Raw genomic sequence first — 20,543 nt, 5'->3', positions numbered from 1 at the left:
TGGTCATCCATAGATGCGTTCCAGGCTGCCCTTGCCGAAGTATTTTTCGTATTCGACGGCCGCGTTCACGTCCATCATGCCGGCGATGTAGTCGATCACGAGACGTTCGCGGCTGTCCGTCAGGCAGCGCAGCTCGGGCGGCAGCAGCACGTTGTCGCGGTTGTAGCCGCGGTCCGTCAGCACCTCGAACAGGCCGCGGATGATCTTCTCGCCCCGCTTCTCGTACAGCTGCACGTCCTTCTTGCGCAGGATCGCCTTCCACAGCAGGTGTTTCAGGCCGCGCGCCAGCGGGCCCATCGAACGGTAGCCCAGTTCCGGGCCATGCCTGCCGTCGACGACGGCGATGTCGCGGCACAGCTCATGCACGATCTGCGACGTCATTTCCTTGCGCAGCACGATCGAATACTCTTCCGAGCTGGCCTGCGCCTCGCTTTTGAGCGCTTCCGCGTGCGCGCCGTGGGCGATCTCCGAGAACGGCTCGAACGCGTCGGCGAAGTCGCGGCTGATGCGGAACTCGTGCAGGATCTCGCCCCACGTGATGATGCCGAAGCTCATCGCGTCTTCCAGGTCGTGCGCGGCGTACGCGATCTCGTCGGACAGGTCCATGATCTGCGCATCGATGCTCTTCCTGATCGACAGGCCATGCCGCGCCAGCTGCCCGGACAGGAAGTCGTAATCGTCGTCGTACAGGAATTTCTTCGGGTTCTCCGCACGGCGATAGAAGTACTTCGTGATGCCGGCCAGGGTGCGCACCGTCAGGTTCAGGCCCGCGTAGGCGTGGTGCTTCTTCTCCAGCGTGCGCAGGATGCGGAACGCCTGGGCATTGCCTTCGAAGCCGCCGTGCGCCGCGCCCAGTTCGTCCAGGATGCGTTCGCCGTAATGGCCGAACGGCGGGTTGCCCAGGTCGTGCGCCAGCGCGCACGTTTCGGCGACGACGCTGCGCTCCAGGCCCAGGTCGGCCGCGATCGAGCGGGCGATCTGCGCCACTTCCAGGCTGTGCGTCAGCCGGTTGCGGTTGAAGTTGTTGGCGTCCACGCCCAGCAGCTGCATCTTGCCCTGCAGCCGGCGGAACGACGAGGAGTACAGCACCCGCGCATAGTCGCGCATGCATTCCTCGCGGCCTTCGGCGCGGCCGTCCGTCTGCGCATGGACGCGCACCTCGAGCGGCGTGACGAGCGCTTCCTGCTCCCTGGCGTATTCTTTGGTGGCGGCACAGTACATGGTGGACTCCTTTCGATGCTGGCGGCGATTCTAGCCGATGCCGCGCGCGCGGCGGTGTATATTGCTGCCGGAATGATTTTAGTATCGGATGCACTATGTCCCCGGCTTTTCTGTTTGTCGTCATCTTCGCGTATTTCGGCCTGCTGCTGGCCGTGGCATGGGCCACGTCGCGCAACGCCAACAACGACAGCTTCTTCATCGGTAACAAGAGCTCGCACTGGGCGCTCGTCGCGTTCGGGATGGTGGGCACCACGCTGTCCGGCGTGACGTTCGTCAGCGTGCCGGGCGCCGTCGGCCGCGACGGCTTCGGCTACCTGCAGATCACGCTCGGCTACGTGATCGGCTACCTCGTCGTCGCGTTCGTGCTGCTGCCGCTGTATTACCGGCTGCGCCTGACGTCGATCTACCACTACCTCGACGTGCGGCTGGGCCGCCGTGCCTACCAGAGCGGCGCCGCGTTCTTCATCGTGTCGCGCACCCTCGGAGCGACGGCACGACTCTACCTCGTCGTCAACATCCTGCAGGCGACGATCCTCGACCGCCTCGGCGTGCCGTTCTGGGCCACCAACTGCGTGATCCTCGCGATGATCCTGCTGTACACCTACGAAGGCGGAGTGAAGACGATCGTCTGGACGGATACCTTGCAGACCACCGGCATGCTGGCCGGCCTGGTAGCCTGCGTGTGGTTCCTGCTGGACCGGATGGACGTGAGCCTGGCCGGCAGCCTCGCGCAGATGCAGGAGGCGGGCCTGGCGCGGGTGTTCGACCTGAACGTGGACAGCCCCGGCTACCTGTGGAAGCAGATCGTGGCCGGCGCCTTCATCACGATCGCGATGACGGGCATGGACCAGGAGATGATGCAGAAGAATATCTCCGTGAAGACGCTGGCGGGCGCGCAGAAGAACATGGTGCTGCTGACGTTCGTCCTCGTGATCGTGCTGGTGTTGTTCCTGTTCCTGGGGGGCCTCCTGCACCTGTATGCCGCGCAGGCCGGCGTGACCGCTACGGGCGACAAGCTGTTCCCCACCGTCGTCATGGAGCACCTGCCGGCGGCGATGCAGCTGATCTTCTTCATCGCCCTCGTGTCGGCGCTGTTCCCCAGCGCGGATGGCGCGATCACGGCGCTGACGTCGTCGTTCTGCATCGACCTGCTGGGCGTGCGGCGCCGCCAGCTGGACGAGGGCACGTCGAAACGGTGGCGCCACCGCGTGCACCTGGGCTTCTGCGCGCTGTTCCTCGTCCTGGTGATGGTGTTCAAGTGGATCGACAGTGCCAGCATGATCGGCGTGATCCTCAAACTGGCGGGCTATACGTATGGCCCGCTGCTCGGCCTGTTCGCGTTCGGGCTGCTGACGCGCCGCGCCGTGCGCGACCGCTGGGTGCCCGCCGTCGTGCTGGCCGGCCCCTTGTTGTGCGCGCTGCTGGAGCGCTGGCAGCACCTGTTGTTCGGCAGTTATCGTCTGGGCCTGGAGCTGTTGGTCATCAACGGCATCCTCGTGTTCGCCGGTTTGTTCCTGATCACCTCACCCGAAAGGCGTGGCGCGACCGGTGTGCAAGCTGATACAGTTTCGTCATCTTCGTAGACAGGAGTCCGTTGTGTCCCGATCCGTTGCTTCCTATGTGCGTGGTGGTGTTGGCCGCGTATTCGGCGTCGTTTGGCGCTTCATCGATGCAAGCCGCCGCGCCGTATTGAACCTGATTTTCCTCGCGATCGTCATCGCGATCCTCGTTGCCATGTTCGGCGGCGGCGTCAAGCCGCTGGGCGAGAAGACGGCGCTGGTGCTGAACCTGAACGGCCAGCTGGTCGAGCAGGCGCCGGGCGGCGCCAAGCTGGCCGCGCTGGCCAACCTGGGCGACGAGAACGTGCGCCGCTTCATCCAGTTGCGCGACGTGCTGCGTGCGATCGACACGGCCGCCAAGGATCCGCAGATCGGCAGCATCGTCGTGCTGCTCGACGAGATGGAGGGCGGCGGCCCGGCCATGCAGCGCGAGATCGCCGCCGCGCTGGACCGCTTCCGCACCAGCGGCAAGCGCGTCGTCGCCTGGGGCGCCAGCTACAACCAGCGCCAGTACCAGATCGCCGCGCATGCCAGCGAGGTGTACCTGCATCCGATGGGTACCGTCGTGCTGGACGGCTTCGGCAAGTACCGCAATTATTACCGCGACGCGCTCGACAAGCTGGGCGTGACGGTGAATCTGCTGCGCGTGGGCAGCTTCAAGAGCGCCGCCGAGCCGCTGATCGCCAACGGCCCGTCGCCGGAAGCGCTGGAAGCGGAATCGTTCCTGAACAACGACCTGTGGCAGCGCTACATGAAGGACGTGGAGACGGCCCGCAAGCTGGCGCCGGGCACGATCGCCCGCGATATCGAGCAGCTGCCGGCACTGGTGCAGCAGAGCGGTGGCGACCTGGCCAAGCTGGCGCTGAACGTGAAGCTCGTCGACGGCCTGAAGACGCGCGACGAGATCCGCGCGCTGATGGTCCAGCGCGGCGCGCCGGATGCGCAGAACAGGTCGTTCCGCCAGGTCAGCCTGGACGACTACGTGGCGCGCCACCACCCGGCGCTGACGGGCGATGCGATCGGCGTCGTGATGGCCGTCGGCGAAATCGGCGACGGCATCGCCGCGCCGGGCTCGATCGGCGGCCTGTCCACGTCGAACCTGATCCGCATGGCCCGCGAGGACGACAGTATCAAGGCGATCGTGCTGCGCGTCGATTCGCCCGGCGGCAGCGCGTTCGGCTCGGAGCTGATCCGGCGCGAGCTGGAACTGACCCGCAAGGCCGGCAAGCCAGTGGTGGTCTCGATGGGCAACGTGGCGGCATCGGGCGGCTACTGGATCTCGATGTCCAGCGACGAAGTGGTGGCCGATCCGTCCACGGTGACGGGCTCGATCGGCGTGTTCGCGCTGTTCCCGACGGTGGACAAGGTGATGGGCAAGCTGGGCATCCACAGCGGCGGCCAACCCACCACGTGGCTGGGCGACGCCGGCAATCCAACCCGCCCGATGGACCCGCGCTTCGGCCAACTGATCCAGTCGGCGATCAACCACGTGTACAGCGACTTCACGACCAAGGCCGCGCAGGCCCGCAAGTCCACGCCGGAGAAGATCGACGCCGTCGCGCAAGGGCGCGTGTGGACGGGCGCGCAGGCGCAGGAGCGGGGCCTCGTCGACACGCTGGGCGGCTTCGGCGACGCGGTGCGCTCGGCCGCACGCCGCGCCAAGATCGCGGGCGAGCCGCGCCTCGTCTACATCGAGCGTGAAACGACCCGCTTCGACAAGCTGCTGGAGTTCTTCGGCGCGCCGCAGGCGATGTCGGAGATCGTCGATGCGGCGATCGCCAAGCAGGTCAAGACGGTGCTGACGCCGCAAGGCATGCCGCTGGGCGTGGCGGGCGACGTGGCGCGCGACCTGAACTGGCTGAACGAGATGACGGCGCGGAAGCAGCCGTTCATGGCGTTGACGCACTGCCTGTGCGGCGCGCCTGAGTGAATTTGACGTGCGACGGGGCCGCACCCCGTCGCCTTCGGAAAGGATAACGATGATCGACCTGAAAGTGCACGAAGTGCGCCCGTTCGTCGGTGCACGCGACTTCGCCGAGTCGAAGGCCTTCTACCAGGCGCTCGGCTGGGAAATCGAATACGAGGACGACAGCCTGGCCCTGCTGGCCAACGCCGACTACTGCTTCTACCTGCAGAACCACTACGCGAAGGAATGGGTGGAGAACACGATGCTGCACGTGGCCGTCGCCGATGCGCGTGCGTGCTACGAGCAGGTGAAGGCGCTGCTCGACAGCGGCCGCTTTCCGGATGCTCGCGTCGCGGAGCCGAAGGAAGAGCCGTATGGCGCGCTGGTGACGTATGTGTGGGATCCGGCGGGGGTGTTGCTGCACCTGGCCGAGTGGTTGCCGGACGGGCAGAAGGCTGCCTGATGGCCGCGGCACGGGCGGCGGGCGGCAACAGCGTGTCCCTGTGAGAGACAACGATGCTTGAACGATTGAAGACGTGGTACAACGGCGTGCGCGCGCCGGATCCGGCGCCGTTCGACTACGACGACATCCTCCCGCTGGATGCGGAAGACTTGGCAGAGCAGGGGATCCTGGCTGCCTATCGCGAGGTGCTTCCACACCTGGCGCGGTACTGCGCACATCCGATCGAGATTGTCGAAGAGTTGGACAACGATGGCGGGGGCTACGCGGTCGTGGCGGCCGGCGTGCGCCACCAAATCCATGCGGAGGATCACGGTCACGATGGTGAATCGTGGGCGCGCGCCACGGTCGCGTTGTTCCGGATCGTCAACGCGAACCTGGCGGACTCCACGCACAAATTTTATGCGCTGAACGGGGGTAACGACCTGTCCGGCATCTTCCTGACCGATGAACAGTTCCGCCTTGCCCGCAGGGTCTACAAAAGGCCCAGCGACTGGCCGTGGATGCCGGACGACCGGCTTTCTGGCCATGGGCATCCGGTTCCGGAGTAGCATGCAGCCAGGCCCGATCGGATCAGCCAGCGATCGGAGACAATATCCGCACAAACCATGAGGTCGGAATGATCATCGTCACCACCGCATTCAAGCTGCCGAACCCGCTCACGCGCGACGAGGCGCGGGCGATCTTCCTCGGCACAGCGCCCACCTACCAGGGCGTGCCGGGCCTGCTGCGCAAGCACTACGTGCTGTCCGAGGATGGCCAGACGGCCGGCGGCGTCTACCTGTGGAACTCGCGCGCCGAGGCCGAGGCGATGTACACGGATGCATGGCGTGCGTTCGTGAAGGGGAAGTACGGCACCGATGCCGTCGTCACGTATTTCGACAGTCCGGTGCTGGTCGATAATGTGGCGCAGCAGATCCTGGCGGACGGGGAGCGCGTCGCGTGACGGTGGGCATGCAACCGGGCGAACTTGCCTTTGTCCAGCTGGCGCGCCGGATCGGCGCCATGGCGCAGCATGCCAGTGCGCTGTACGGGCAGGCGCAGGCCGCGTTGCAGCTGGACCAGCTGCTGTTGCCCGAACGGATGGCGACGGCCGAGGGAACCCGGCGCTCCCTGGACACGCTCGCCGAGCTGCGCACGCTGCACGAGCAGCACAAGAAAATGTTCGCGGGTTTCACCACGGCCGCGATGGGGCAGTTCAAGGATGCGCTCGCGGCCATGCCGGCCGCGAAGGCGCGCGAGTACCAGCAAGGGCTGGTTGGCGGGCTCGAAGCGCGCCTTGCCGGGCAGGCCCGGTTTTACCAGGACCGGGACGAGTGGATCGCCACCGCCATCGCATTGTTCACGCTGGTCGACGAGCAGCGCGGCGCGTTCGACATCACCGCCGGTGCCATCGCGTTCGACGACGACGCGTTGGCCGACCGCTATAACGCATTGCTGGACGCGCTCGAAGCCATCCACCAGCGCGAAGTGGCGAGCTTCCGGGAGACCACGGCGCGAGCTCTGACCGCCAACGCGTTTCTCGACGCCGTCGAGCGCGGCGCCGCAAGCCCATGAGACAGTTTTCGACCGGGTCGACACGCTGCCGGGTTCGGGGAAGGGGGCTGCTCGCGACGCGAGGCAAAAAGGCGCTCGTCGAGCAGCGGGGGGACTTGAGAGCCCGCAACCGAACCAGCCACTGCACATTTTTGTAGCGAGTTTGTAACGTAGTTTATCGCCCGCGGCGCCGGCTTTCCCCGGCGCCGCGTGCGTTTCCACGCCTGCCATCAACGTTCCGGCCCGCCCGGCGCGCTAGGACGCCATGTAACGCATTGTTTTCAAGCTGTAAATGTAAGCAAACCCGCGCGGACGGCACAAATCGCTGTGATAGAGTCGATTTGATAAGCATAGTTACTCTACTGAACAGCCAACAAGGATAAGCGATGACCTCGCCCGCAGCGCTCACGACCCCTCCCAACAAGCCCCGCCGCCGTATCCGCATCCTCGGAACCATCATCGCCCTGATCGCCATGCTTGCCCTGGGCTCGCTGGCCTGGTACCTGACGCACCGTCCGGCCGCGCCAGGGGCGGGTGGGCCCGGCATGGGCGGCCCTGGCGGTCCCGGTGGACCGGGCGGTCCAGGGGGCAGGAGGGGCGGCATGGCGACGACGGTCGGCGTCGCGACGGCCGAAGAGGCCACGCTGCCCGTCACGCTCGACGCGCTTGGTACCGTGACGGCTGCCGCGACGACGACCGTGCGGCCGCAGGTCTCCGGCATCCTGCAGAAGGTGCTGTTCAAGGAAGGGCAGCTCGTGAAGGCAGGCCAGGTGCTGGCACAGATCGACCCGCGTCAGTTCGAGATGGCGCTGCTGCAGGCGACGGGGCAGCGCCAGCGCGACGAGGCGCAGCTGGAGAACGCGCGCCTCACGCTGGAACGCTATCGCACCTTGCTGTCGCAGGACTCGATCGCGCGGCAGGATGTCGATACGCAGGCGGCCCTCGTCAAGCAGCTGGAAGGCACGGTGATGACGGACCGCGCGGCGGAAGGCACGGCGCGCCTGAACCTCGGCTACACGAAGGTGGTGGCGCCGATCAGCGGGCGGGTGGGCCTGCGCGTCGTCGACGTCGGCAACCTCGTGTCGGCCAGCGATGCGAACGGCATCGCCGTCATCACGCAGCAGTCGCCGATCGACGTCGAATTCGCCGTGCCGCAGGACCGTGTGCCGGACATCATGAGCCGCGCATCCACCGGTGCCGCGCTGGCTGCGCAGGCGTACGACCGCACCCGCACCGACGTGCTGGCGACGGGGCGTTTCGCGGCGCTGGACAACCAGGTCGATACGCAGACGGGCACCGTGATGGCGAAGGCCCGCTTCGACAACGACAAGATGACCTTGTTCCCCAGCCAGTTCGTCAACGTGCGCCTGGAAATGCGCACGATCCAGGATGCCGTCGTGGTGCCCGTCACGGCGCTGCGCCATGGTACCGACGGCGACTTCGTCTGGGTGTTGAACCAGGACCGCACCGTCTCGCTGCGCCCGGTGAAACGGGGCCAGGCGACGGTGGACAAGGTGCAGATCGCCAGCGGCCTGAAAGCGGGCGAGAAGGTGATCACGGAAGGGGCGGACCGCCTGACGGATGGCGCCAAGGTCACGCTGCCGGGAGACAAGCCGCGCGGGCAGGGCCGCCGACAGGGCAGCGCCCAGGGTGGGCCGACTGCTTCGACGGCCGACGTAGCGCCGGGCGCCGTCGGCAGCGACGCGGCGAAGATGCGCCGTCACCGCGCCGAACAGGGTGAGGCGCCGCAGCGCGCGATGCCCGAAACTGGCGGTCGCAGCGCACCGAGCGCCGCCGACGGTACCAATACTGCACCGGGCACCGCGCCGGCGCATAACGAACGTCCGGCGGCCGGCAAATGAGTCCATCGGCACCATTCATCCGCCGCCCGGTGGCCACATCGCTGCTGATGCTGGCGATCGTGCTGGCGGGCCTGGTGGGCTTCAAGTTCCTGCCGTTGTCGGCGTTGCCGCAGGTCGACTTCCCGACCATCCAGGTGCAGACGCTGTACCCGGGCGCCAGCCCGGAAGTGATGGCGCAGACGGTGACGGCGCCGCTGGAGCGCCAGTTCGGCCAGATGTCGGGCCTGCAGCGGATGAGTTCCACCAGTGCGGCCGGCGTCTCGATCGTCACGTTGCAGTTCGGCCTGGGCCAGACCTTGGACGTGGCCGAGCAGGAAGTGCAGGCGGCCATCAACGCGGGCGGTTCGCTGCTGCCGACGGACCTGCCGGCGCCGCCCGTCTATGCGAAGGTCAACCCGGCCGATGCGCCCGTGCTGACCCTGGCCATCACGTCGGACACGATGCCGCTGACGGAAGTGCAGAACATCGTCAACACGCGCCTCGCACTGAAGATCAGCCAGGTGTCGGGCGTGGGCCTCGTCACGCTGTCCGGCGGGCAGCGCCCGGCCGTGCGGATCCAGGCCGATACGCTGGCGCTGGCCAGTTATGGGCTCGGCCTCGATACGCTGCGCACCGCGATCTCCAACGCGAACGCCAACAGCGCCAAGGGTTCCTTTGACGGCCCCACGCGCGCGTTCACGATCAATGCCAACGACCAGCTGCTGACGGCCAACGACTACAAAAGCCTGATCGTCGCGTACCGGAACGGCGCGCCGGTGCGGCTGACCGACGTGGCGAAGGTCGTCGACAGCGCGGAAAACGTCAAGCTGGGCGCGTGGGCGAACATGAAGCCGGCCATCATCCTGAACGTGCAGCGGCAGCCGGGCGCCAACGTGATCGCCACCGTCGATGCGATCAAGGAGCGCCTGCCGGAGCTGCAGGCCGGGCTGCCCAGCGCACTGCGGGTGGACGTGCTGTCCGACCGCACGGCAGGCATCCGCGCCTCGGTCGAACACGTGGAGATCGAGCTGGTGCTGGCCGTCGTGCTGGTCGTGCTGGTGATCTTCCTGTTCCTGCACAGCGTGCGCGCCACCGTGATCGCCAGCCTGGCGGTGCCGATCTCGCTGATCGGCACGTGCGGCGTGATGTACCTGATGGGCTACAGCCTGAACAACCTGTCGCTGATGGCGCTGACGATCGCCACCGGCTTCGTCGTCGACGACGCGATCGTGATGATCGAGAACATCTCGCGCTACATCGAGGAGGGCGAGACGCCGATGGCCGCCGCGCTGAAGGGCGCTGCGCAGATCGGCTTCACGATCATCTCGCTGACCGTGTCGCTGATCGCCGTGCTGATTCCGCTGCTGTTCATGGGCGACGTCGTCGGCCGGCTGTTCCGCGAATTCGCCGTCACGTTGTCGATCACGATCCTGATCTCGGCCGTCGTCTCGCTGACGCTCGTGCCGATGATGTCCGGCCGCTGGCTCACGTCGCACAAGAACGACGATCCGAACAGTTTCGGCGGCCGCGTGCAGCACTTCTTCGATCGCGTCATTTTCCACTACGACCGCTCGCTGACGTGGGTGCTGGGCCGCCAGGGGCTGACCCTGATCGTGGCGCTGGGCACGCTGGTGCTGACGGCCGTGCTGTACCTCTTGATCCCGAAAGGCCTGTTCCCGACGCAGGACACGGGGCAGCTGCAGGCGCGGATCGAGACGGCGCAAGCGGTATCATATGCGCGCATGGCCGAGCTGCAGCAGCAGGCGGCGCGGGCGATCCTCGTCGATCCGGATGTACAGTCCCTGAGTTCCCTGGTCGGCGTCGATGCCGCCAACAACACGATGCTGCACACGGGCCGCATGCTGATCAACCTGAAGGCGGACCGCGGCGACCAGGCGGAACTGATGGAGCGCCTGCGCCGCCGCGTGGCCGAGGTGCCCGGCGTGCGCATCTACCTGCAACCGACGCAGGACCTGACGATCGACGCCGAAACGGGCCCCACGCAATACCGCGTGTCGATCGAAGGCGCCGATACGGCCACCGTCACCGAATGGGCCAACAAGCTCGCCGTCCAGATGGCCAAAAAGGCCCAGCTGCGCAACGTGGTGTCCGATGCCGGCGCGACCGGTGCCGCGGCCTACATCAGCATCGACCGCGACACCGCATCACGCCTGTCGATCACCGCGTCGGCGATCGACGATGCGCTGTACAGCGCGTTCGGCCAGCGCATCGTGTCGACCATTTTCACGGAGACCAACCAGTACCGCGTGATCCTGGAAGCGGCACCGGGCCTGCTGTCGACGCCGCAATCGCTGGGCGACCTGCAGATCCGCACCGGCAGTGGCCGGCCGACGCCGCTGTCCGCGGTGGCGACGATCACCGAAAAGCCGGCGCCGCTGCAGATCACGCACGTGGCGCAGTATCCGGCCACCACCTTGGGGTTCGATACGGCCGACGGCGTATCGCTGGGCCGTGCGGTCGACGCGATCCGCGAGGCGGCCGACGAGATCAAGCTGCCCGGTTCCGTGACGATGACGTTCCTCGGTGCCGCCGGCGCCTACCAGGCGTCGCTGACGAACCAGCTGTGGCTGATCCTCGCGGCCGTCGTCTGCGTGTACATCGTGCTGGGCGTGCTGTACGAGAGCTACATCCACCCGCTGACGATCCTGTCGACGTTGCCGTCGGCCGGTGTCGGTGCGCTGCTGGCGCTGATGGTGTCCGGCCAGGACCTGGGCGTGATCGGCATCATCGGCATCATCCTCTTGATCGGTATCGTGAAGAAGAACGCGATCATGATGATCGACTTCGCGATCGAGGCGGAACGGGACGAAGGCAAGGCGCCCCGTGAGGCGATCCACCAGGCCGCACTGCTGCGCTTCCGCCCGATCCTGATGACGACCCTGGCCGCGCTGTTCGCCGCCGTGCCGCTGATGTTCGGCTGGGGCGAGGGCGCCGAGTTGCGCCGTCCGCTGGGCCTCGCGATCTTCGGCGGCCTGCTGGTGAGCCAGTTGCTGACGCTGTACACGACACCCGTGATCTACCTGGCCTTCGACCGCGTGGGCCAGCGCTTCCGGAATCGCCGTGGCAACGTGGCCGTCGATGGAGCGGCATCGTGAACTTGTCCGAACCGTTCGTCCGGCGCCCGATCGCCACCGTGCTGTTGACGATCGGCCTGGCGCTGGCCGGCATCGCGGCGTTCTTCGTGCTGCCGGTGTCGCCGCTGCCGCAGGTCGATTTCCCGGCGATCTCCGTGTCGGCGAACCTGCCCGGCGCCAGCCCGGACACGATGGCCTCCAGCGTCGCAACGCCCCTGGAACGCCGGCTGGGCGTGATTGCCGGCGTCAACGAGATGACGTCGCAATCGTCGTCGGGCTCGACCCGCATCAACCTGCAGTTCGACCTGAACCGCAAGATCGACGCGGCGGCGCGCGAGGTGCAGGCGGCGATTAACGCGTCGCGCGCGGACCTGCCGGCCACGCTGAAGAGCAACCCGACGTACCGCAAGATGAACCCGTCCGACTCGCCGGTGATCATCCTGGCGCTGACGTCGCCGACGCGCCGGCCGGGCCAGATCTACGAGGCCGTGTCGAACATCGTGCAGCAGAAGCTGGCGCAGGTGAAGGGCGTGGGCGACGTGGAGATCGGCGGCGGCTCGCTGCCCGCCGTGCGCGTCGAGCTGCTGCCGTATGCGCTGAACCGCTATGGCGTGGCGATGGAAGACGTGCGGGCGGCGATCCAGGCCACCAATGCGAACCGGCCGAAAGGCGCCATCGAGAGCGAAGGCCGCCGGCTGCAGATCTACTCGGCGCCGGACACGGCGACGGGCGGCCGCACGGCGGCCGACTACCGCGACCTGATCGTCGCGTGGCGCGACAAGGCGGCGATCCGCCTGCGCGACGTGGCCACCGTCGAGGATGGGCCGGAGAACAAGAACACGCTGGGCCTGTTCAACGGCCAGCCCGCCGTCATCGTGCTGGTCACGCGCCAGCCCGGCGCCAACATCATCGAAACGGTGGACAGCGTGCGTGCGCTGCTGCCGCAGCTGCGCGAGCAACTGCCGCAGGACATCACGGTGTCCGTCGCATCGGACAGCACCAACTCAATCCGTTCGTCGCTGCACGAGATCGAGTTCACGTTGATCCTGTCCGTGATTCTCGTCGTGCTGGTCGTTTCCGCGTTCCTGCGCAGCGTGCGCGCGACGATCATTCCCGCGATCGCGACGATCGTGTCGCTGCTCGGCACGTTCGGCGTCATGTACATGCTGGGCTTCTCGCTGAACAACCTGTCGCTGATGGCATTGACGGTGGCCACCGGCTTCGTTGTCGACGACGCGATCGTCGTGCTGGAAAACACGGCGCGGCACATCGAGGAGGGCATGGACCGCTTCAAGGCCGCGCTGCTGGGCGCGCGCGAAGTCGGCTTCACGGTGCTGTCGATCAGCCTGTCGCTGGTGGCCGTGTTCATTCCGCTGCTGTTCATGGGCGGGCAGGTGGGCCGGCTGTTCCGCGAATTCGCCGTCACGTTGTCCGCCGCCGTGATGATCTCGCTGCTGATTTCACTGACTACGACGCCGATGATGTGCGCCTGGCTGCTCAAGTCCGGGCAGGGGAGCAAACCGCCGGGCCGCGTGTCGCGCGCGTTCGAGGCCAGCTTCGTGTGGATGCAGCGCGTGTATGCGCATGCGCTGGACTGGGCGCTGCACAGCGCCTGGCTGGTGATGCTGATCCTCGTGTTCGTCGTGGGCCTGAACGTCTACCTGTTCGCCGCCGCGCCGAAGGGCTTCTTCCCGCAGCAGGACACGGGCCAGATCAGCGGCGGCATCCGCGCCGACCAGAGCATCTCGTTCCAGGCCATGCAGGGCAAGCTGCGCCAGCTGGTCGACATCATCCGCAAGGACCCGGCGGTGGACACTGTCGTCGGCTTCACTGGCGGCTCGCGCGCCGGCGGCGGCTTCATGTTCGTGAACCTGAAGCCGGCCGCCGAGCGGGATGTGAAAGGCCAGGCCGTGATCGCGCGGCTGCGCCCGCAACTGGCGAAGGTGACGGGCGTGCAGCTGTTCCTGAACCCCGTGCAGGACTTGCGGATGGGCGGGCGCTCCAGCAACTCGACTTACCAGTACACGCTGAAGAGCGACAACCGGGCGGACCTGAAGAACTGGGCGACAAAGCTGGCGGACTCGATGAAGAACCAGCCGGAACTCACGGACGTCGACACGGACCAGCAGGACAACGGCGTGGAGACGTTCGTGACGATCGACAAGGACACGGCGTCGCGCCTCGGCATGTCCGTCAAGGACGTCGACAACGCGCTGTACAACGCGTTCGGCCAGCGCCAGGTCGCCACGATCTACGATGAGCTGAACCAGTACAAGGTCGTGATGGAAGTGGCGCAGGAGTTCGCCCAGAGCCCGGAGGCGCTGCGCGATGTGTACGTGCCGGGGAAGGCGACGGCCACCACGAGCGCGAGCACCAGCGCCAGCACTAGTACAAGTACCAGCGCCGCGTCGGGCGGCGCCAACGCGTCGGCCAACAACGCGCAAGGGCAGCGCGACACGGCGACCGGCTCGGCGCTGTCGACGGCGGCGTCACCGATGGTGCCGCTGTCCGGCATCGCGACGTTCGCCGAAAGCGCGACGCCGACATCCGTCAACCACCAGGATGGCGAACTGGCGACGACGATCTCGTTCAACCTGGCCGAAGGCTACACGCTGTCGCAGGCGCAGCAGGCCGTCAAGCAGGCCGAGGCCGACATCGCGATGCCGAACAATGTGCGCGGCAGCTTCCAGGGCCAGGCCAAGCAGGCGGAGGAATCGAATCGCCAGCAGCCGCTGCTGATCCTGGCCGCGATCGTCGTCATCTACATCGTGCTGGGCATCCTGTACGAAAGCCTCGTGCATCCGGTGACGGTGCTGTCGACGTTGCCGTCGGCCGGCGTCGGCGCCGTGCTGGCGCTGCTGCTGTTCCGCATGGAGTTCTCGCTGATCGCGCTGATCGGCGTGTTCCTGCTGATCGGCATCGTCAAGAAGAATGCGATCCTGATCATCGACTTCGCGCTGGAAGCGGAGCGCGCCCGCGGGCTGTCCGCCGTGGACGCCGTGCGCGAGGCGTGCCTGCTGCGCTTCCGGCCGATCCTGATGACGACCCTGGCCGCCGCGCTGGGCGCGCTGCCGCTGGCGATCGGCTTCGGCGAAGGCTCCGAACTGCGCCAGCCGCTGGGCGTGGCGATCATCGGCGGCCTGGTCGCCAGCCAGCTCTTGACGCTGTTGACGACGCCCGTCGTCTACCTGTTGCTCGACAAGCTGCGCACCCGCAAACCCGACGAACGAGAACTGAGCCGCGCCCATGCCGAGGCGGCGGCCGTGCACCCATGAAGACCAAGATGACATTGCGCCTTTCCACTATCGCCTGCGCCGCGCTGCTGTGCGGCTGCGCCGTCGGCCCGAGATACGAGGTGCCCACGGCCGCGTCCCCCACCACCTTCAAGGAGGCCGCCGGCTGGACGCCCGCGGCGCCCGCCGATGCGCTCGAGAAGGGCCCGTGGTGGACGCTGTTCGGCGACCCGGTGCTGAACGAGCTGGCGGCCTCCATCGACGTCAACAACCAGAACGTGGCGCTGGCCGCGGCCCAGTATGCGCAGGCCCGCGCCGTGGTGGCCGAGCAGCGCGCATCGCTGTTCCCCACCGTCAGCCTGGATGCGTCGGCGGGCCGCTCCGGTGGCGGCGGCACGACCCGCACGGCGAACAACTACCGTGTCGACATCGGCGGCAGCTGGGAGCCGGACATCTGGGGCAGCCTGCGCGCCGGCGTCACGGGCGCGCAGGCCAGCGCCCAGGCCAGCGCGGCGCAACTGGCGTCCGCCCGGTTGTCCGCGCAGGGCGAGCTGGTGGCGAACTACATCGGCCTGCGCCAGGCGGACGTGGAAAAGGATATCCTCGATACGACGGTGGCCGGCTACGAGCGCGTGCTGCAGATCACGCAGAACCGCGTCAACGCGGGCGTGACCGCGAAGTCCGACCTGCTGCAGGCGCAGACCCAGCTCTCCAATGCGCGTGCGGACCAGCTGACGGTGGTCCGCCAGCGTGCCGTGTACGAGCACGCGATCGCCGTCCTGCTGGGCAAGGCGCCGTCCGAGTTCTCACTGGCGCCGGCGCGGTGGCGCATCGTCGTGCCGGAAGTGCCGCTGGGCGTGCCGTCGACATTGCTGCAGCGGCGGCCGGACATCGCCGCGGCCGAGCGGGACGTGGCGGCCGCGAACGAGAACATCGGCATTGCCCGCGCCGCCTACTTCCCGTCGCTGAACCTGTCCGCCTCTTACGGCTACGGCAACAGCCAAGTGGGCGGATTGTTCAACGCGTCGAACAGCCTGTGGTCGCTGGGCGTGTCGGCCGCGCAGGCGATCTTCAATGCGGGCGCGACCACTGCCCGCGTCGATCAGGCGAAGGCCGCGCGCGACGCGGCGATCGCCCGCTACCGGCAGGCCGTGCTCGACGCGTTCGCCAACGTCGAGGACCAGCTGGCCGCCACGCGCGCGCTGGCCCAGCAGCAGGAACTGCGCCGCCAGGCATCGGAGGCGGCCGACCAGGTCGAGCAGCAGATGGAGAACCGCTACCGCGCCGGTCAGGTGAACTACACGGACGTCGTCAGCGCCCAGGTCACGGCGCTCAATGCGCGGCGTGCGTTGATCCAGGTGCAGGCGGATCGGCAGACGACGGCAGTGGCGCTGATCCAATCGTTAGGCGGAGGGTGGCACGCGGAAGGGCCGCCGCGCTAAGATGCAACGCCAGGGCAAACCCCGGGGTCAGACCCGGCGGGGCGTAGCAGGGGTTTCGGAGAGCACCGCTCTTCGCCTGCGAAGCGGTGCAGGCCTGTAAGCCTGCACTCCTTCCTGACCCCGATCTTCAATCCATCCCCTGCTTGCCAGGCGCCCAATAGGCCTTCGTGTGGCGGCGTGCCGCGCCGATGCCGTGCTGGCGCAGTGCGCGGCTCAGGTGCTGGATCGAGCCGGCCTTGCCGGACAGGACGACGTCCGCCGAGTCGTGCGTGCGCAGCAGCGCCGTCAGGTGCTCCTGCAGTGCCGCCAGATGCCGCTCGCCGGCCTCACGCACCGCGATGTGTGCATCGCCCAGGCGCAGGCGCTCGAGCACCGGGCGCACGTCGGCATCGCGCGACACTTCCAGCAGCACGTGCACGTCGCCTGGCGCGGCGTCGCTGCGCAGCGCCGCGGCCAGCCCCAGCGACGTCTCGTCGCCGAACAGGATGACCGGCGCGCCATCGGGCACGATCGACCGGCGCGGGCCGTAAATGCTGCAGGTGTCGCCCTTGCGCAGGCTGCGCGCCCAGCGCGCGCCGGGGCCGTCGCCATGCAGGTAGACGAGGATGCGCGCCAGGCCGTACACGGCGTCCCAGTGCATCGGCGTGTAGGTGCGGCGCACCCAGCCGGGCAGCTGGACCTGGATCTTGTCGCCCGGCGTCCATGCCGCGTTGCGCAGCGCGGGGCCGCCGAGGGTGACGATGCGGAAGGCCGGGCCGGCGTCTTCGATGTCCACCACGCGGGCGGCGCGGGTGAACAGTTTCAGGAGCGCCGAGCCGATCAGGCCGGCGCTAGGGGGTGGGGGAGTCGTCATGTCGTTCATCGTCGTCGCCAGAAGGTCGTCAGGTCTTGTCGCCGCCGTTGTCGCCGGCAGGCATGCTCGTTGCGGAGTCGGAGCCCGGGTAGCCGTCGCGGCAGCGGCCGCGGAAGCGCCGGCCGAATTCCTCGCGTTCGGCGGCGCTCATGTGGTGCCAGCGCCGGTGTTCGCGCCAGCGGCCATGGCCGCCGCCGAACAGGATCTTGCACAGGACCAGCAGGCCCAGTGCATGCCAGTAGTCGATCGTGCGCGCGCCGTCGAACAGCGCGGGCATCAGCCAGTTCCACAGCATCATCACCAGCCACACGACCGCGACCAGCACCGCGATCACCACCACGATCCGCACCAGGAACCGCGCCGAGCGGAAGCGCCAGTCGCCACCGCGTTTGCCATCGAAAGTTCTCATCGTTCCACCTTCCTTACCAGTCAAGTTCGTCATACAGGGGTTGCAGTCGCGCGCGCAGGTGCAGCACGGCGCGCCGTTTCCAGCCCAGCAGCGTGTTCACGTTCACGCCGCCGCTGGCGGACAGCTCGTTGAAACTGGTGCCCTCCAGTTCGTGCGCGATGAACACGTCGCGTTCGTTGGCGGGCAGTTCGTCCAGCGCGGCGGACAGCGCTGCGAGCAGCATCGAGCGCGCATACGCCGCCTCCGGCCCGCCGTCGGGCGAGGGCAGCTGCTGGTCGAGGTAGATGCCGTCGTCATCCTCGTCGAATTCCGGCAGTTGCTCTTCGCGCCGCTTGCGAAAGCGGTCGACGATGCGGTTCTGCGCCACCCGCACCAGCCACGCGCCGGCCTGCTCGATCGGTTCGGGCAGGCTGCAGGCGCGCACGAACTCATGGAACACGTCCTGCAGGATGTCCTCGGCGTCGCCCGGGTCGGCCACCCGGCGGCGGATGAAGCCGAACAGGCGCTTGCGCTCGCGCGCGACGATGTCGGTGATGCCTTCGGCGGGTTCGGTCATCGGTATCCTGCGGTTGTACGGCGTGTCCATGTCCATATAGACGGATCAGGCGCGAAAATATTGTGGCGCGATCGTGCGCGGCGCAAAAAAACGTCGGCCGGCCCCATTTCCACGCCGCGGGTCTGGCTTTATACTTGCCCCCGCTCTCCACAACCTACAGGACAATACCTTGTTCAACAAACTCGCACTGCCGGCCGCGCTGCTGGCCGCGCTGTCCGGCATGACCGGTGCCGCGCACGGCGACGAAGGCCAGTGGCAACCCCACCAGCTGCCGCAACTGAAATCGGAACTGAAACGCATCGGCATCCAGATTCCCGCCGAGCGGATCGCCGACCTGACGAAGCATCCGATGAGCGCGATCGTGTCGCTGGGCGGCTGCTCCGCGTCGTTCGTGTCGCCGGATGGCCTGGTCGTCACGAACCATCACTGCGCCTATGGCGCGATCCAGCGCAACTCGACGGCCGAGAAGAACTACATCGTCAATGGCTTCCTCGCGAAGACCCGCGCCGAAGAGCTGCCGGGCGGGCCGAACACGCTGGTGTACGTCACCGAGAAGGTGGAGAACGTCACCGAGCGCGTGCTGAAGGGCCTGGACAACGTCGCCGGCAAACAGCGCCACGAAGCGATCGAGCGCCGCGTCAAGCAGCTGATCGCCGAGTGCGAGACTGACAAATCGTACCGCTGCTCCGTGCCGGCGTTCCACCGCGGCCTGGAGTACTACCGCATCCGCCAGATGATGATCCGCGACGTGCGCCTCGTGTATGCGCCGGCGGACATGATCGGCAACTACGGCGGCGACATCGACAACTACGAATGGCCGCGCCACACGGGCGACTACTCGTTCCTGCGCGCGTACGTGGGCAAGGATGGCCGTCCGGCCGACCCGTCGCCGGACAACGTGCCGTACAAGTCGAAGGACTTCCTCGTCGTCTCGGCCGAAGGCCTGAAGGCGGGCGATCCGATCCTGCTGGCCGGCTATCCGGGCCGCACAAGCCGCTACAAGCTGCCGTCCGAGATCCGCTTCGCCCGCGACGTGAGCTATCCGGCCACGGTGGCCGAGTACCAGGCCGACCTGGACACGATCGCAGCCGCGACGAAGCACAGCAAGAACGACGAAGTGCGCTATGCCTCCGTCGTGAAGTCGATCAACAACCGGATGAAGAAGACGCAGGGCCTGCTGGACGGCTTCGCGCGCAAGGACATCGCGGCGATCAAGGACGTGCAGGACGCCGAGTTCCGCGCCTGGTACGCGAAGCAGCCGGGCGTGTCAAAGGCTATGCTTGCCGAGCTGGATGCGGCGATCGCCGCCGACATGACCCTGGACCAGCAGCAGTTCGCGTGGAACGTCGCCACCAATTCCGACCTGTTCAAGAGCGCGCGCACCCTGTACCGCCTGGCGCTGGAGCGCAAGAAGCCCGACGCCGAGCGTGAATCCGGCTACCAGGACCGCGACCTGGCGATGATCAAGGCGCGCCTGACCCGCCTGGAGCAGTCATACGTCGGCAGCGTCGACGAAGCGCGCTTTGCCGCCGGCCTGCAGCGCTACGCGAAGCTGCCCGCCGCGTTCCACCCGCAAGGGCTCGATGCGCTGCTGCCGGGCGTGGCCGACGTGCCGGCGCTGTACCGCGGCTCCAAGCTGGGCGACACGAAGACCCGCCTGGCGTTGCTGGACGCGGATGCCGCCACCTTGGAGAAATCGGAGGATCCGTTCATCCGCCTGGCCGTCAAGCTGAACGACTTCGCGCTGAAGCTGGAAGACCGTTCGAAGGAAGTCGAGGGCAACCTGGAGAAGGTGATCCCGCAGTACATGAGCGCCGTGATCGCGTGGAAGAAATCGCAGGGCAAGCCCGTGTACCCCGACGCGAACTCCACGCTGCGCGTCACCTACGGCACCGTGTCGGCCTATTCGCCGAAGGATGGCGTGACGAAGGGCCCGTTCACGACGGTCGAAGGCATCGTCGAAAAGCACACTGGCAAGGACCCGTTCGATGCGCCCAAGCCGCTGCTCGATGAGATCAAGGCGAAGCGCTACGGTCAGTTCAAGGACCCGGTGCTGGGCACCGTGCCGGTGGACTTCCTGTCCAGCGCCGACACGACGGGCGGCAACTCAGGCTCCGCGATCGTCAACAAGCGCGGCGAACTGGTCGGCCTGAATTTCGATTCGACGTATGAGTCGATCACGAAGGACTGGTACTTCGACACGGCGATCACGCGGGCGATCCACCTGGACGTGCGCTACATGCTGTGGGTGATGAAGGAAGTCGACCACGCCGACAACGTGCTGAAGGAAATGACGATCAAGTATCCGAAGCAGTAAGCGCTGCCGCGTCAACGAAGCCGCCATCCGCGAGGGTGGCGGCTTTTTTTGGCGCTGTTCGCGCAAAGTCGGGGAACTTCTTCTGTTCAATGCTGTCTGACCTGTTGTTGAGGTA

General features: G+C 67.1%; 15 protein-coding genes. 11 read left to right on the top strand and 4 right to left on the bottom strand.

Annotated elements, in window-relative coordinates:
- Nucleotides 1-3 precede the first annotated feature (3 nt).
- Nucleotides 4-1,221, bottom strand: coding sequence for a dGTP triphosphohydrolase (gene dgt, locus IP92_RS26000; protein WP_145880813.1), 1,218 nt, complete (start codon nucleotides 1,219-1,221; stop codon nucleotides 4-6).
- A gap of 95 nt (nucleotides 1,222-1,316) precedes the next feature.
- Here dgt and IP92_RS25995 point away from each other — a divergent pair, with 95 nt between their 5' ends.
- The 10 genes from IP92_RS25995 to IP92_RS25950 all read left to right on the top strand — a co-directional run bounded on the left by IP92_RS25995 (nucleotide 1,317) and on the right by IP92_RS25950 (nucleotide 16,293).
- Nucleotides 1,317-2,804, top strand: coding sequence for a sodium:solute symporter (locus tag IP92_RS25995; RefSeq protein ID WP_145880811.1), 1,488 nt, complete (start codon nucleotides 1,317-1,319; stop codon nucleotides 2,802-2,804).
- Nucleotides 2,805-2,817: 13 nt separating this feature from the next.
- Nucleotides 2,818-4,710, top strand: a complete 1,893-nt coding sequence (gene sppA, locus IP92_RS25990; protein ID WP_145880809.1) for a signal peptide peptidase SppA — start codon at nucleotides 2,818-2,820, stop codon at nucleotides 4,708-4,710.
- Between the two features lie 49 nt (nucleotides 4,711-4,759).
- The gene (locus IP92_RS25985; protein WP_145880807.1) at nucleotides 4,760-5,149 is read left to right on the top strand and encodes a VOC family protein; all 390 of its coding nucleotides are present in this window, start codon (nucleotides 4,760-4,762) and stop codon (nucleotides 5,147-5,149) included.
- A 53-nt stretch (nucleotides 5,150-5,202) separates the two neighbouring features.
- Entirely contained in the window at nucleotides 5,203-5,697 is a 495-nt protein-coding gene (locus IP92_RS25980; RefSeq protein WP_145880805.1) for a hypothetical protein, read from the top strand.
- Between the two features lie 68 nt (nucleotides 5,698-5,765).
- The gene (locus tag IP92_RS25975; protein ID WP_145880802.1) at nucleotides 5,766-6,092 is read left to right on the top strand and encodes a YdhR family protein; all 327 of its coding nucleotides are present in this window, start codon (nucleotides 5,766-5,768) and stop codon (nucleotides 6,090-6,092) included.
- Between the two features lie 8 nt (nucleotides 6,093-6,100).
- Nucleotides 6,101-6,703, top strand: a complete 603-nt coding sequence (locus IP92_RS25970; RefSeq protein WP_145880800.1) for a hypothetical protein — start codon at nucleotides 6,101-6,103, stop codon at nucleotides 6,701-6,703.
- Between the two features lie 365 nt (nucleotides 6,704-7,068).
- Nucleotides 7,069-8,544: an MdtA/MuxA family multidrug efflux RND transporter periplasmic adaptor subunit gene (locus IP92_RS25965; RefSeq protein WP_145880798.1), complete on the top strand. Its 1,476-nt coding sequence runs from the start codon at nucleotides 7,069-7,071 to the stop codon at nucleotides 8,542-8,544.
- Nucleotides 8,541-11,639, top strand: coding sequence for an efflux RND transporter permease subunit (locus IP92_RS25960; protein WP_145880796.1), 3,099 nt, complete (start codon nucleotides 8,541-8,543; stop codon nucleotides 11,637-11,639). Before IP92_RS25965 ends, IP92_RS25960 begins: the two co-directional genes overlap by 4 nt.
- Nucleotides 11,636-14,893, top strand: a complete 3,258-nt coding sequence (locus IP92_RS25955) for an efflux RND transporter permease subunit (RefSeq protein ID WP_145880794.1) — start codon at nucleotides 11,636-11,638, stop codon at nucleotides 14,891-14,893. Before IP92_RS25960 ends, IP92_RS25955 begins: the two co-directional genes overlap by 4 nt.
- Nucleotides 14,894-14,901: 8 nt before the next feature.
- The gene (locus IP92_RS25950) at nucleotides 14,902-16,293 is read left to right on the top strand and encodes an efflux transporter outer membrane subunit (RefSeq protein ID WP_229418977.1); all 1,392 of its coding nucleotides are present in this window, start codon (nucleotides 14,902-14,904) and stop codon (nucleotides 16,291-16,293) included.
- 127 nt (nucleotides 16,294-16,420) lie between these two features.
- On the opposite strand, the gene IP92_RS25945 is transcribed toward IP92_RS25950, so the two are convergent.
- From IP92_RS25945 to IP92_RS25935, 3 genes are read right to left on the bottom strand one after another with little or no spacing between them, the layout of a single operon-like run.
- Nucleotides 16,421-17,146: a siderophore-interacting protein gene (locus tag IP92_RS25945; protein WP_145880789.1), complete on the bottom strand. Its 726-nt coding sequence runs from the start codon at nucleotides 17,144-17,146 to the stop codon at nucleotides 16,421-16,423.
- A gap of 28 nt (nucleotides 17,147-17,174) precedes the next feature.
- Nucleotides 17,175-17,555: a hypothetical protein gene (locus IP92_RS25940; RefSeq protein ID WP_229418976.1), complete on the bottom strand. Its 381-nt coding sequence runs from the start codon at nucleotides 17,553-17,555 to the stop codon at nucleotides 17,175-17,177.
- A 13-nt stretch (nucleotides 17,556-17,568) separates the two neighbouring features.
- Nucleotides 17,569-18,111 carry an RNA polymerase sigma factor gene (locus IP92_RS25935; RefSeq protein ID WP_229418975.1) on the bottom strand — a complete coding sequence of 181 codons (543 nt, stop codon included), beginning with the start codon at nucleotides 18,109-18,111 and terminating at the stop codon, nucleotides 17,569-17,571.
- Nucleotides 18,112-18,280: 169 nt separating this feature from the next.
- On the opposite strand from IP92_RS25935, the gene IP92_RS25930 reads away from it, so the two are divergent.
- Nucleotides 18,281-20,428 (top strand): S46 family peptidase, encoded by a 2,148-nt coding sequence (locus IP92_RS25930; protein WP_371860985.1) that lies wholly within the window; start codon nucleotides 18,281-18,283, stop codon nucleotides 20,426-20,428.
- Nucleotides 20,429-20,543 lie beyond the last annotated feature (115 nt).

Source organism: Pseudoduganella flava, assembly GCF_007830495.1.
GTDB classification, from domain to species: Bacteria; Pseudomonadota; Gammaproteobacteria; order Burkholderiales; family Burkholderiaceae_D; genus Rugamonas; species Rugamonas flava.
Note: the sequence above shows the minus strand (reverse complement) of the source record. Positions and strands in the feature narration are given on the sequence as shown.